Below are 13,289 nucleotides of genomic sequence, written 5' to 3' on the forward strand. Positions count from 1 at the left end.
TACCAGGAGATCGCCATGCCGAAGTCCGTCTATGACCGTGGCCTGCTCAAACCTGCAGAAGTCGCCACCTTGCAACGTGTGTTCGACGAAGCCTGCCGGCAGCGCGACGCGCATCCCGAATCGGCCGAGGCGCGCGAACTGGCTCTCACCCTGCTAGCGCTGCACAATGCCGGCATGGTCGAAGAGGACATGCTGATGGAAGTCGTCGGCTTCCGCCGGCTCGAACCGAAGTCGGCCTGAAGCCCGACAAGCGGGTTCGCTCATCCTGCGCGCTGAACCACAGCTACATTCATCCTGCTTCTCAAGCTGAAGCCGATGGTCTCGTACAAACCTATGGCTGCGGCGTTGCTGGCATAGGCGTGAAGACGGGTATCTCGCCGCGCTCACGCCGAAATCAGCGTCAAGCGCCGGATTGGCGGGACACACCGGCTGAGCCGGCAATCCGCTTGGCGATCGCCTTGGCCATGATGCCGGCATTGGCGAAGCAGCCGCGAATGCTTGGCCGCATGCCGGTGAACCACAGGCCGGGCAAGTTCGGATCGGCTTGCCCACCGTTGAAGAGCGGAACGCCCTTGCCGTCGAGCACGCCGAGCTTGCCGACCATGGGCTCCAGCCCGGTGCGGTAGCCTGTCGCGGCAATGACGATGTCGGGGTGGATCAGGTTGCCATTGGCCAGGATCACGCCGTCGCGGGTGAAATCCCGTATGACCGGCACCACGGTGATCTTGCCGGCCTTGATGGCGCTGACGGCGCCATCATCGGCAGCGATCGCGGTGTAGTCCGAAGTCAGTCGGCTGGCGCCGCCCGACGGAGCGGGCGGCATGCCGAACTTGGTCAGGTCGCCGAAAACCAGGCGCTGCGTTGCTGCCATCAACGCATCGGCGGCTCGCAAGGGCAAGTGCGCCATAAACGGCGAAAGCCGGTGCACGGCGATCTTGCCGATTCGCTTGGGCAGGATGGCGGGACCGTTGCGGGCCGACAGCCAGATGGCGGCCGTGTCTATGCCGGCCAGATGATTGAGGGCGTCGAAGCCCGAATTGCCGGCGCCGACGACCAGCACCTTCTTGCCGGCATAGTCCTGCGCGTCGCCGAAATCCGCCGCGTGGATGATGCGGCCGGCGAAACCCTTCATCCCCTTCCATTCGGGAATGAAGGGCTGCCTGTCGCGCCCGGTGGCGATGACGACATGGCGGGCCAGGCGCAGTCCGGCGCTGGTCAGCACCGCCCAGTGATCGCCCTTGAAGGTGATCTCTTCGACGGCAACGCCAAACTGCACCGGCAGCCGGTTCTCCTCCCTGAAATCATTCATATGGCTGATGACGACCGTCCTGTGCGGAAAGGCAGGGGTTCCCGGGGGATAGGCAAGACCTGGCAGCGAAGAAAGATCCCGATGTGTGTTGAGGTGCAACTGCCGGTGCCGCCGGTGCCACGGCTCGGCCAGCCGGCTTTCCTTTTCCAGGATCGCCGTCGGCACGCCGGCGTTCATCAGGGCATGCGCGACGGCCAATCCGGCAGCACCGGCGCCGACGACGATTGCCGGCTCGATTGTCACCGGCTGGTCAGCCGCCCATCTGATTGTCGTATCAGCCATTCACTCTCGAGTTCCCTGTTCGACCGTCGCGGCCAAAGCGTCGCAGGACGCTGTAACCGTTTGATCCCCCGCAGGGAGGGATCCATATAACAAACCGCTGCCGATTTTCGAGCCACACGCCGGGGCCGCGGTTGCGCACTATATGGCATATGCGCGATACCAGCGGTAATCAGGTCGCGGCAATGTGATTGATTCGAGGCCTCGGGGGGCTGGCGGGTCTCTGTTATCCCCCACGCGCATGCCCGAAATCGCGTTAGATTTCCGAGGTCATACGCAGAATCAAAGTGTTACAGCACCTTTGCGCGTCCTCGACGCGCGGCGCTGTAGGCGGCACCGGAATCTCGACCATGCCCTCCTTGCGGATCTATTTCGACAAAATCCTTGAGGGCGCCGCACCCAAGGTGGCGCGGCGGGAGCTGACCCATGTCGAGCGCCTGGGGCTCGTGCGCCGCCATGGCGACTTCTCGCTTGCCTATTCGACCGCGGTCCAAAACAAGCTTTCCTATTTCGGCGATGCCGACGGCTACATCGCCTTCGGCACCAAGATGAAGCATCATTTCGCGCTCGGCGATCCGGTGGCGGATCCAATCCTGCGCCCCGATTACATCAGACGCTTCGTCGAAAGCGCCGGCAGCCCGTGGTTCGTGCAGATCGGCGAACCGACGGCGCGGGTGCTGGCAGGGCTCGGCTACAAGGTCAATCGTCTCGGCATCGACACCCGCCTCAACCTGCCCGACCATGATTTTTCCGGCAAGCGCAACGAGACCGTACGTTATTCCGAGCGCTGGCTGTTGAAGAAGGGCTTTTCATTCGCCGAGGACAGACGGACGGTCTTTTTGGATGAAATTGCCCGGCTCTCTGAGAACTGGCGCGGCGACCGCATCGTCAAGCGCTGGGAGATGGGCTTTCTCAACCGCCCGTTCGCCGACCATCTCGGCATCGACATGCGCCGTTTCGTCCTGCATGGCCCCGATGGCGAGCTGATCGCCCTGCTCGACTTCGACCCGCTGTTTGCCGACGGCAAGGTCATTGGCTACACCACGGCTTTCAAGCGCAAGCACATCGACGCCTCGCCGCATGCCGAGATCGGCCTGACCAAATTCGCCGTCGACCGTTTCCGCGAGCAAGGCATCTCGGTGGTCACGCTTGGCCTGTCGCCGCTCGTCGACATCGGGCCAAGCGGATTTGCCGAAAGCGATTTCTGGCGCAACACCTTCCAGCGCGCCTACTCGTCGCCATGGGTCAACCGCCGCAGGTTCAACCTGCAGGGCCAGGCGGCGTTCAAGCGCCGCTTCCACGGTGTCGAAGAGCCGGTCTACATCGCCTTCCGCGAGGGGACTTATGTCGAGATGCTGGGGCTGCTGCGGCTGGTCAAGGCCATTTGAGGTCTGAGCGGGACCCCCCTCAGTTGCGCAGCCGGTAGCCGGTCCTGAAGATCCAGGCGACGATCGCGATGCAGACAGCCAGGAAGACGATGGTCATGCCGAGGCTGATGCCGACCGAGACATCGGACTTGCCATAAAAGCTCCAGCGGAAGCCGCTGATCAAATAGACGACCGGGTTGAACAGCGTCACCGTGCGCCAGATTCCGGGCAACATGTTGATCGAATAGAAGCTGCCGCCGAGGAAGGTCAGCGGCGTGATGATCAAGAGCGGCACCAGCTGCAGCTGCTCGAAACTCTTCGCCCAGATGCCGATGATGAAGCCGAACAGGCTGAAGGTCACCGCCGTCAGCACCAGGAAGGCGACCATCCAGAACGGATGCAGGATGGTGAGCGGCACGAACAGCGATGCGGTGGCGAGGATGATCAGGCCGAGAATGATCGACTTGGTTGCCGCGCCGCCGACATAGGCAATGACGATCTCGAGATAGGAGACCGGCGCCGACAGAAGCTCGTAGATCGAGCCGACGAATTTCGGAAAGTAGATGGCGAAGGAGGCGTTGGAGATCGACTGCGTCAGCAGCGACAGCATGATCAGCCCCGGTACGATGAAGGCGCCGTAGCTGATGCCGTCGATCTCGGTGATGCGCGAGCCGATGGCCGAGCCGAAGACGACGAAATAGAGCGATGTCGAGATGACCGGCGAGACGATGCTCTGCAGCACGGTGCGGAAGGCACGCGCCATTTCCATCCGGTAGATGGCCCAGACTGCGCGCAGGTTCATGGCTCTCTCCTCACCAGATTGACGAAGATCTCCTCGAGCGAGCTGTTTTGCGTGTCGATGTCGCGGAACTGGATGCCTGATGCCTCGAGGTCGCGGATCAGCGAGGCGACGCCCGGCCGCTCGGCCTGGTTGTCATAGGTGTAGGTCAGCTGCCCGCCATCCGGCGACAGCTCCAGCGCGTAGCGCGAAAAAGCCTCCGGGATGGCCGTCAGCGGGCTGCGCAGTTCCAGCACCAGCCGCTTGCGGCCGAGCTTGTGCATCAGTTCGGCCTTGTTCTCGACCAGGATGATCTCGCCGCGATTGATGACGCCGACGCGGTCGGCCATCGCTTCGGCTTCCTCGATATAGTGGGTGGTGAGGATGATGGTGACGCCGTCCTCGCGCAGCCGACGCACCATCGCCCACATGTCCTGGCGCAATTCGACGTCGACGCCGGCGGTCGGCTCGTCGAGGAACAGGATGCGCGGTTCGTGCGACAGCGCCTTGGCGATCATCAGCCGGCGCTTCATGCCGCCCGAGAGCGTAATCGCCTTGGCGTCCTTCTTGTCCCACAGCGAAAGGTCGCGCAGCACCTTCTCGACGAAAGCCGGGTTGGCCGGCTTGCCGAACAGGCCGCGGCTGAAATTGACCGTCGCCCAGACGCTCTCGAAAGCGTCGATGGTCAGTTCCTGCGGCACCAGTCCGATCAGGCTGCGCGCGGCGCGGTAATCCTTGTTGATGTCGTGGCCGTCGACGGTGACGGTGCCCGACGAGCGGTTGACGATGCCGCAGACGATCGAGATCAGCGTCGTCTTGCCGGCGCCATTGGGGCCGAGCAGCGCGAAGATCTCGCCGCGCTCGATATCGAGGTTGACTTCCTTGAGCGCAGTGAAGCCGGTTGCGTAGGTCTTGGAGACCCCGGAAATGGACAGGATGGAGGGCATGTTTGAAAACGGCTGCCTGAAAGAGGTCCCCTGATATAGGCTGTATGTCGGTGCGTGCAACCGCAAGTCGGTGCCGCTGCTGACAGTTCTCGACAATCGTTGCAGGACGGCCAGTGCGGCGGCGGTTACAGTCCGTTCATGACCAGAAGACGGCCGAGATCTGGCATGCTGTCCGTCCGGCGTGAACACGGTGCGGCGGATGCACTTGGCGAGGCGCCGGCCACTGGCGCATAGGCTGGGCTCTGCGGCGCATGCGTCATCTTGGCCGAGCGCTGCGGCGTTCCGCCTCGCGGCGGGACGCCGCTTTGACCGACCAACGCGACAGGCCTATTCTTGCCTTATTAGAAGCAGCCGGAGCCCAGCATGGACCCGCTCATCCTGTCGCGCATGCAATTCGGCGCGAACATTTCGTTCCACATCCTGTTTCCGACGATCACCATTGCGCTTGGCTGGGTGCTGCTGTTCTTCAAGCTCCGTTACAACGCGACAAATGATTCCGCCTGGATGCGCGCCTATTTCACCTGGGTGAAGGTGTTCGCGCTGTCATTCGCCATGGGCGTGGTGTCGGGCGTGACCATGAGCTTCCAGTTCGGCACCAATTGGCCGGGCTACATGGAAAAGGTCGGCAACATTGCCGGGCCGCTGCTGGCCTACGAAATCCTCACCGCCTTCTTCCTGGAAGCCGCCTTCCTCGGCATCATGCTGTTCGGCTTCCGCCGCGTCTCCAACCGTATCCACACGATGGCGACAGTGCTGGTGGCCGGCGGCACGACCCTCTCGGCGTTCTGGATCATCGCGCTCAATTCCTGGATGCAGACGCCGGCCGGCTTCGAGATGCGCGACGGCGTGGCGCACGCCGTCGACTGGTGGGCGATCGTCTTCAACCCGTCGATGCCCTACCGGCTGGTCCACATGCTGCTCGCCTCCGGCCTGACGGTATCGTTCCTGGTCGCCGGCCTGTCGGCACTGCGCTATCTCAATGGCGACCGCTCGGAATCGATGTGGAAGGCACTGCGCACCGGCGTCTTCACCGCCGCGATCCTGATCCCGATCCAGATCCTGGCCGGCGACCAGCACGGACTGAACACGCTGGAGCACCAGCCGCAGAAGATCGCCGCCATGGAGGCCAACTGGAACACCGGCCCCAACGTACCGCTGGTTCTCTTTGCCCTGCCCGACGAGGCGGCCAAGGAGAACAGGTTCGAAATCGCCATTCCCGACGGCGCCAGCCTGGTGCTGCGGCACAGCATCAGCGGCGTGGTGCCGGGGCTGAACGACTATCCCGGCAACCATCCGCCGGTCTTTCCAATCTTCTGGAGCTTCCGCATCATGGTCGGCACCGGACTGCTGATGCTCGCCGTGTCTTGGTCGGCCGCCTTCTTCCTCAAGCGCCGGCACAGCCTGCCGAAGCCGCTCGCCATGCTGATGGTGCCGATGGCGCTATCGGGCTGGCTGGCGACGCTGGCCGGCTGGTACACCACCGAAATCGGCCGCCAGCCCTGGCTGGTGACCGGCGTGCTGAAGACCGCCGACGCCGTCGGCCCGGTGGCCGGCAGCCATGTCGCGCTGACGCTTGCGATCTACCTCATTCTCTATGTGCTCTTGTTGATCGCCTATCTCGGCGTGCTGGTGCATCTGGCGCTGAAGGCGGCGAAGGACGGTGATTCATCGCCGCTGCCGGGCGTGATGAACGCAGCTCTGTCGCAGCCGGCGGCGGGCGAGTGAGGAGAAGAAAATGACCTTCGACTGGCCAACCCTGCTGCCGCTGATCTTTGCCGGCCTGATGGGCCTCGCCATCCTGATCTACGTCATTCTCGACGGTTTCGATCTCGGCATCGGCATTCTGTTCGCTGCCGCCGAGGACGCCGAGCAGGACACGATGATCGCCGCGATCGGTCCGTTCTGGGACGCCAACGAGACCTGGCTGGTGCTGGCCGTCGGCCTGCTGCTAGTCGCCTTCCCGCTGGCGCACGGCGTCATCCTGTCCGCGCTCTACATTCCGGTGTTCGTGCTTTTGATCGGGCTGATCCTGCGCGGCGTCGCGTTCGATTTTCGTGCCAAGGTGCCGAGCGGCAAGAAGCATCGCTGGAACCGTATTTTCTTCCTGGGTTCCGTCATCGCCTCGCTGGCACAGGGCTATATGCTGGGCGTCTATGTGCTCGGCCTCGACGTCGGCCTGGGCGGCATGGCGTTCGGCGTGCTGGTGGCGTTCTGCCTTGCCGCGGCTTACGCGGCGATGGGCGCCGCCTGGGTGATCTACAAGACCGAAGGCGAGTTGCAGAAGAAGGCGGTGCGCTGGCTGCGCACCGCACTGGTGGTGACCGCGCTCGGCATGGCCGCGGTGTCGCTGGCGACGCCCTTCGCCAGCCCGCGCATCTTCGACAAATGGTTCGTCTGGCCGTCGATGCTCTATCTGTCGCCGCTGCCGATCCTGTCGGCGCTGCTGTTCCTGTGGCTGTGGCGGCAGACCTTCCATCTGCCCAGGCCCGACGACCGCCATTCGCTGACGCCGTTTCTGACGCTGGCCGCCATCTTCGCGCTCGGCTTTGCCGGGCTCGCCTGGTCGTTCTATCCGTTCGTGGTGCCCGATCGTCTGACCATCTGGCAGGCGGCTTCGGCGCCGGAAAGCCTCGCCATCATCCTGGCCGGCACCGTGGTCGTGCTGCCGGTCATCATCTTCTATTCGTTCTATGCCTACCGGGTGTTCGGCGGCAAGGCGACTGACCTGACCTACGACTGAGAGTGGTTGAAAGCACTGACCTTCGCAGCGAGGTACCCCCTCTGCCCGGCAGGGCAGAGGGACGCGCTGTCCCGCCGATATCTCTTCGATAAGCCGGCTCAGTTGCTGGCCGACAGCACCAGCACCGGCTTCTCGCTGTAGAGCGCCGGGAACAGCTGCTTCAGGTTCGCCACCTTGGGCAGGTCGTTGTAGACGATGTAGGGATAGGTCGGGTTCAGCGTCAGGAAGTCCTGGTGATAGTCCTCGGCCGGATAGAAGGTCTTGCCGGTTTCCAGCGTGGTGACGATCGGCTTGGAGAAGACCTTGGCCTGGTCGAGCTGGGCAATGTAGCTCTGCGCGATCTTCTTCTGTGCATCGTTTTCGGCAAAGATCGTCGAGCGGTACTGCGTGCCCGAGTCGGGACCCTGGAAATTCAACTGGGTCGGGTTGTGGGCGACCGAGAAATAGACCTGCAGCAGCTGGCCATAGGTGACCTTTGAAGGGTCGTAGGTGATCTCGACGGATTCGGCGTGGCCGGTGCGGCCTGAGCCGACCGTCTCGTAGACGGCTTCATCCTTGCTGCCGCCGGTGTAGCCGGAGACGGCCTTGCTGACGCCCTTGACGTGCTGGAACACGCCTTGCACGCCCCAGAAACAACCGCCGGCAAAGATTGCCTTTTCACTGCCGCTGGCCGCCTTTTCATCGATCGACGGCGGCGGGATCACCACCGCGTCCTCCGCGGAAACGGCCGGCGTCAGCCAGAAGGCGGCGCCCGCGGCGGCAAGGGCGAGGGCTGCGAGCGCGCTCCTGAAGACATTCGACGATCTGGCAGCTGGTTTTTGCATGTCGGTCATGGCTGAGCTCCTGTGACGTCCATCCTGTGGAGTCTATTGGATAAGAGTGGATCATGCGACGGGTGAGTCGTGGGCGAGGCCTCACTTTCACGTGCGTCCGGATTCAGCCCTGGTCGGGACCGAATCCGGAAACCGCGCTAATTGGCCGGAGCCATGGCATCCGCTGCCGGTTTCATGGCGTCGACGGCAGGCTTCATCGCATCGGCCGCTGGCTTCATGGCCTTGGCGGCGGGCTTCATGGCGTTCGTGCTCATCGCGTCGGGCGCCATCGCGCCGGCAGGCTTCATCGCATCGGCCGCTGGCTTCATGGCGTCGGCGGCGGGCTTCATCGCGTTCGTGCTCATCGCGTCGGGCGCCATCGCGCCGGCCGGTTTCATCGCATCGGTCGCCGGCTTCATCGCATTGACGGCGGGCTTCATGGCGTTGGCCGCGTCGTCGGCACGAGCGATGCCGCCGGCAAACAGTGCCGTCGAGCACAGAGCGAGAGCGAGCGCCGGCAGCGTCAGGCGGGAGAAAGTGGTCATGATGGTCTCCTTTGGGGGTTGGTCATTGATGGCCCACCTTTCGGTGGCCGGGCTGTTGCGGCGCCGCTCTTGCGGCGTAGCGCGGGCCGTTGTCTGCGCATGATCCTTTCCGGGATCATGCGCAGGGGAACTTCAGTTGGTGGCGGCGGCGAGGATCGGTCCGCCGCCCGGCGACTGCACGAGCACGGCGGTGCTCAGTCCGTCCGAGGCCGCCGGCACATCCAGCGCCGTCGCGGTGCCGGTCCAGCTGCCGAGCTTCTTCAGCGCATGCACGACATTGGCGTGCGGCAAGGTGCGGCCGGTGTTTTCGCCACGCGCCACCGGCACCTCGATCACACCCTTGGCATAGCTAACCAGCCAGACATCGGCCCGGCCGCCCGGCGCCGAACCGGCGCCGATGCTGACCTTGCCGCCATCAAGCGACAGCGACGGGCCGCTGATATGGCCGGCGCTCGAGATCAGGTTCTGGATTTCGCCGGATGCGGCGCCGACGACATCGGCATGGCCGTTGACCACCACCTGCGGGGTGAACGGGCCGTCATGGCCAAGCGCCGGCTCGTAGGTGACCTGGCGCTGAGTGAATTCCTGGCGGCCGAACGTGTCCTTCCAGCCGAGATAATCCCAATAGGTGACGTTGAACGAGAGTGCCAGCACGCCGGGATGGTCCTTGACCTTGATCAGATTGGCATTGGCCGGCGGGCAGGACGAGCAGCCCTGGCTGGTGAACAGCTCGACCACGGTGAGCGGCTGGGCAGCGGCCGCGCCAAGCGACACTGCCAGCGCAAGCGCTCCCAGGCTGGACACTGCGACGAACTTTCTGGATCCCGACATCGGCTTGCTCCGTGGGTGGCGACGCCCGGATGCGCCGCTGATATCCCCACTTCGCCGCTGCCGCGGATTTCGTTACAGCGCTCACCGGTTTGTGATCGGGTTCGTTTCCCTTCTCCCACTTGTGGGAGAAGGTGGATCGGCGCGTAGCGCCGAGACGGATGAGGGGTGTTGGACGGAGTGCCGTCGGTGCCAAGCTGGAACCTGGCGACGAAATTTTATCCGCTCGAGCCTGCGGTCACGCAGCTCATGCCACAGCCTGTCTTGCGCCTCCGTCATTTCGCGTCGGAGCGAACGGGCAAAGCTGCGTTTGGCCGGAGGGACAGGTTGATGCGGGATAGTGGCAGATTAACCGGCCGTTGCGTTCCGTCCGGCACCCCCATCCGTCTCTGCGCTGCGCGCCGATCCGCCGCCCTGGGCGAGTCACGGGTCTCGCCCGCCCTTTGACCCCACAAGAGGGGAGATCGGCGCTGTCGGCCCTACTGCGTCAGCAGCGTATCGGAGGGCCGCTTGTTGAAGTCGCACTTGCCGGTGACGTTGTAGAAGAAGTCGGCCTGGGTCGTGCCGACCGCGGCACTCGTCGGCACCGTGGAGCCGCCGTCTTCCCAGGCCTGGCTGCTGGGCTGGCCGCAGGGCACTGCGGTGAAGATGTCGACGATCTGGCCGGTCGCCACCTCGGTGCCGTCGATATAGAGCCGGTTGGAAGTGGCCGGATCGTTCGACTTGAGGTTTTGCGGGTTGCCCGACGGCACGTTCATCTGCAGGTAGAGGCCGCCCATCTGGCTGACGTCGATCGCCGCGCCGGCGCTGTTGGCCGGGTACATGGTGTTGGCGCAGGTGGTCAGGTATTTCTTGTTGCCGCTGGTCTGGGTGATCCCGCCGGTGGGCACATTGTTGAAGTTGTTCACAGTGCTGGTCGAGCAAACCTGCGACTGGACGACCGTGCTGATGTCGGCGCCGCCATTGTTGGTGATCGTGGATACGGTGGTCGTGCCGTAGCCTTTCGGATCGCCAGCGCCATTATAGGTGTAGGTGATCGTCATCAGCGGCTTGGCCACGGTCGCACCGAATTGCGTGCCGTACAGCGTCATCGTCTTGTTCCACCAGCCCGACACCTTCTCGACCTTGAAGGTGCTCTGCACCAGCGCCGGCGTCTTGCTCACCGCCGACCCGACGGCGACCGGCACAGCGGTGATCCTGGCGATCTGCATGAAGACGGTCGGCATGGAGAAGCTTGCCGTGGCCTGCGCGGTGGCGGTGCCGCCGGCGTCAACCACGAAGTTCTTCAGCGTCGTGGTGCCCTGTCCACCGTTGGCGTCGTAGGAAGTCTGCAGCGCCACCTGGCGCTGCGCCAGCGTCGAATTCGTCGCCATCGTGGTGATCGACAGGATCGCGGCATCAAGCGCTGCCTGCATGTTCGACCGGGTCTGTACCGCCGAGGTGTAGTCGACCGAAAAGCCGATGGCGGCAAGTATCGGCATCATGCTGAGGACGAGTATCGGCGCGAACGAGCCGCTCCTCGACCTGATAAACCTGCCTGCTAACCCCCGCATGCCGTAATCCTTACAACCGAATATCTCCTGTCGCTAACATGCCACTCACAAATTATGCTCTAACGGACTTGGTTAAAATTTATCGACTTTCTGACAAATCCCAGGGAAAAGCCGACAAGTGCCCGTGCTGGCGGCGGGCTGCGCCGCTTGCCCGGGCAAGCTGCCCCTGCTAAAGCGCGCGACATGAGCACGCCCCTCGACCACATCCGAAATTTCTCCATCGTCGCCCATATCGACCATGGCAAATCCACGCTTGCCGACCGGCTGATCCAGCTGACCGGCGGGCTGGAGCTGCGCGACATGAAGGAACAGGTGCTGGACTCGATGGACATCGAGCGCGAGCGCGGCATCACCATCAAGGCGCAGACGGTGCGGCTGAAATACCGCGCCAACAATGGCGAGGACTATATCCTCAACCTGATCGACACCCCCGGCCATGTCGACTTCGCCTATGAAGTGTCGCGTTCGCTCGCCGCCTGCGAGGGCTCGCTGCTGGTCGTCGACGCCAGCCAGGGCGTCGAGGCGCAGACGCTGGCCAATGTCTACCAGGCGATCGACAACAACCACGAGATCGTCGTGGTGCTGAACAAGGTCGACCTGCCGGCCGCCGAGCCCGAACGCATCCGCGAGCAGGTCGAGGAGGTGATCGGCATCGACGCTTCCAACGCCGTGCTGATCTCGGCCAAGACCGGGCTTGGCATTCCCGATGTGCTGGAGGCGATCGTCCACCAATTGCCGCCGCCGCGCGAGGGCGACGCCACGGCCCCGTTGAAGGCGATGCTGGTCGACTCCTGGTACGACGCCTATCTCGGCGTCATCGTTTTGGTGCGCATCATCGACGGCGTGCTGAAGAAGGGCCAGACCATCCGCATGATGGGCACCGGTGCCAAGCACCTGGTCGAGCGCACCGGCGTGTTCACGCCGGCCCGCATCAATGTCGACGAGCTCGGCCCCGGCGAATTCGGCTTCTTCACCGGCTCGATCAAGGAAGTGGCCGACACCCGCGTCGGCGACACCATCACCGAGGACAAGCGCCAGACGGCCAAGGCGCTGCCCGGCTTCAAGCCGGCGCAGCCGGTGGTGTTCTGCGGCCTGTTCCCGGTCGACGCCGCCGATTTCGAGGATCTGCGCGCAGCGGTCGGGAAACTGCGCCTCAACGACGCGTCCTTCTCTTATGAAATGGAAACCAGCGCAGCACTCGGCTTCGGCTATCGCTGCGGTTTCCTTGGCCTCTTGCATCTCGAAATCATCCAGGAGCGGCTGGAGCGCGAGTTCAACCTCGACCTGATCGCCACCGCGCCATCAGTCGTCTACCGGCTGCTGCTCACCGACGGCTCGATGAAGGAACTGCACAACCCGGCCGACATGCCCGACGTGGTCAAGATTTCGGCGATCGAGGAGCCGTGGATCCGCGCCACCATCCTGACCCCCGACGACTATCTCGGCGGCATCCTGAAACTCTGCCAGGACCGGCGCGGCATCCAGGCCGACCTGTCCTATGTCGGCAAGCGCGCCATGCTGATCTACGATTTGCCGCTCAACGAAGTCGTGTTCGATTTCTACGACCGGCTGAAGTCGATTTCGAAAGGCTACGCCTCGTTCGACTATCACCTCACGGACTACAAGGAAGGCGACCTGGTGAAGATGTCGATCCTGGTCAATGAGGAGCCGGTCGACGCGCTGTCGATGCTGGTGCACCGCACGGCGGCGGAAAAGCGCGGCCGGCAGATGTGCGAGAAGCTGAAGGAGCTGATCCCGAACCACCTGTTCAAGATCCCGATCCAGGCCGCGATCGGCGGCAAGGTCATCGCCCGCGAAACCATCTCTGCGCTGCGCAAGGACGTCACCGCCAAGTGCTACGGCGGCGACGTCTCGCGCAAGCGCAAGCTGCTGGACAAGCAGAAAGAGGGCAAGAAGCGGATGCGGCAGTTCGGCAAGGTGGATATCCCGCAGGAGGCGTTTATTCAGGCGCTGAAGATGGGGGACTAAGCGGTCCGGCCCTTGGCCGGACGCATCGACCCGGCGGGTCGATGCGAGCGCAAGTCCGGGTGGGAGCTGCCGAAGGCAGCGGGTCCCACCCCGGGGGTTGCGGCAGTGCTGCAACCCTGTCCAACGGATGTCGCTGATGGGA

Annotated in this window: 13 protein-coding genes; 5 read left to right on the forward strand and 8 right to left on the reverse strand. The window is 63.8% G+C overall.

The window, feature by feature from the left end:
• Positions 1-15 precede the first annotated feature (15 nt).
• A complete protein-coding gene (locus AC1D10_RS02335) occupies positions 16-240 on the forward strand; it encodes a hypothetical protein (protein ID WP_477268723.1) in 225 nt (74 codons plus the stop codon).
• 160 nt (positions 241-400) lie between these two features.
• Here AC1D10_RS02335 and AC1D10_RS02340 read toward each other — a convergent pair whose 3' ends face one another.
• Complete coding sequence (locus AC1D10_RS02340) at positions 401-1,591, reverse strand: flavin-containing monooxygenase (RefSeq protein WP_477268724.1); 1,191 nt, start codon at positions 1,589-1,591, stop codon at positions 401-403.
• A gap of 347 nt (positions 1,592-1,938) precedes the next feature.
• Here AC1D10_RS02340 and AC1D10_RS02345 point away from each other — a divergent pair, with 347 nt between their 5' ends.
• Positions 1,939-2,976, forward strand: coding sequence for a phosphatidylglycerol lysyltransferase domain-containing protein (locus tag AC1D10_RS02345; protein WP_477268725.1), 1,038 nt, complete (start codon positions 1,939-1,941; stop codon positions 2,974-2,976).
• A gap of 19 nt (positions 2,977-2,995) precedes the next feature.
• Here the strand turns inward: AC1D10_RS02345 and AC1D10_RS02350 are convergent, their stop codons facing one another.
• Complete coding sequence (locus AC1D10_RS02350; RefSeq protein ID WP_477268726.1) at positions 2,996-3,757, reverse strand: ABC transporter permease; 762 nt, start codon at positions 3,755-3,757, stop codon at positions 2,996-2,998.
• A complete protein-coding gene (locus AC1D10_RS02355; protein WP_477268727.1) occupies positions 3,754-4,680 on the reverse strand; it encodes an ABC transporter ATP-binding protein in 927 nt (308 codons plus the stop codon). Before AC1D10_RS02355 ends, AC1D10_RS02350 begins: the two co-directional genes overlap by 4 nt.
• A gap of 363 nt (positions 4,681-5,043) precedes the next feature.
• Here AC1D10_RS02355 and AC1D10_RS02360 point away from each other — a divergent pair, with 363 nt between their 5' ends.
• Complete coding sequence (locus AC1D10_RS02360; RefSeq protein ID WP_477268728.1) at positions 5,044-6,405, forward strand: cytochrome ubiquinol oxidase subunit I; 1,362 nt, start codon at positions 5,044-5,046, stop codon at positions 6,403-6,405.
• 10 nt (positions 6,406-6,415) lie between these two features.
• A complete protein-coding gene (locus tag AC1D10_RS02365; protein WP_477268729.1) occupies positions 6,416-7,420 on the forward strand; it encodes a cytochrome d ubiquinol oxidase subunit II in 1,005 nt (334 codons plus the stop codon).
• Positions 7,421-7,518: 98 nt separating this feature from the next.
• On the opposite strand, the gene msrA is transcribed toward AC1D10_RS02365, so the two are convergent.
• From msrA to AC1D10_RS02390, 5 genes are all read right to left on the reverse strand, one after another.
• Entirely contained in the window at positions 7,519-8,253 is a 735-nt protein-coding gene (gene msrA / locus AC1D10_RS02370) for a peptide-methionine (S)-S-oxide reductase MsrA (RefSeq protein ID WP_477268730.1), read from the reverse strand.
• A 137-nt stretch (positions 8,254-8,390) separates the two neighbouring features.
• On the reverse strand, positions 8,391-8,777 hold the full coding sequence (locus AC1D10_RS02375; protein WP_477268731.1) for a hypothetical protein: 387 nt from the start codon (positions 8,775-8,777) through the stop codon (positions 8,391-8,393).
• A gap of 132 nt (positions 8,778-8,909) precedes the next feature.
• On the reverse strand, positions 8,910-9,608 hold the full coding sequence (locus tag AC1D10_RS02380; protein ID WP_477268732.1) for a DUF1223 domain-containing protein: 699 nt from the start codon (positions 9,606-9,608) through the stop codon (positions 8,910-8,912).
• Positions 9,609-9,689: 81 nt separating this feature from the next.
• Positions 9,690-9,944, reverse strand: coding sequence for a DUF559 domain-containing protein (locus tag AC1D10_RS02385; RefSeq protein WP_477269814.1), 255 nt, complete (start codon positions 9,942-9,944; stop codon positions 9,690-9,692).
• Between the two features lie 140 nt (positions 9,945-10,084).
• Positions 10,085-11,158, reverse strand: a complete 1,074-nt coding sequence (locus AC1D10_RS02390; RefSeq protein WP_477268733.1) for a TadE/TadG family type IV pilus assembly protein — start codon at positions 11,156-11,158, stop codon at positions 10,085-10,087.
• 183 nt (positions 11,159-11,341) lie between these two features.
• On the opposite strand from AC1D10_RS02390, the gene lepA reads away from it, so the two are divergent.
• Positions 11,342-13,147, forward strand: coding sequence for a translation elongation factor 4 (lepA, locus tag AC1D10_RS02395; RefSeq protein WP_477268734.1), 1,806 nt, complete (start codon positions 11,342-11,344; stop codon positions 13,145-13,147).
• The last annotated feature ends 142 nt before the right edge of the window (positions 13,148-13,289 follow it).

This window comes from Mesorhizobium sp. P2_A8 (genome assembly GCF_056404935.1).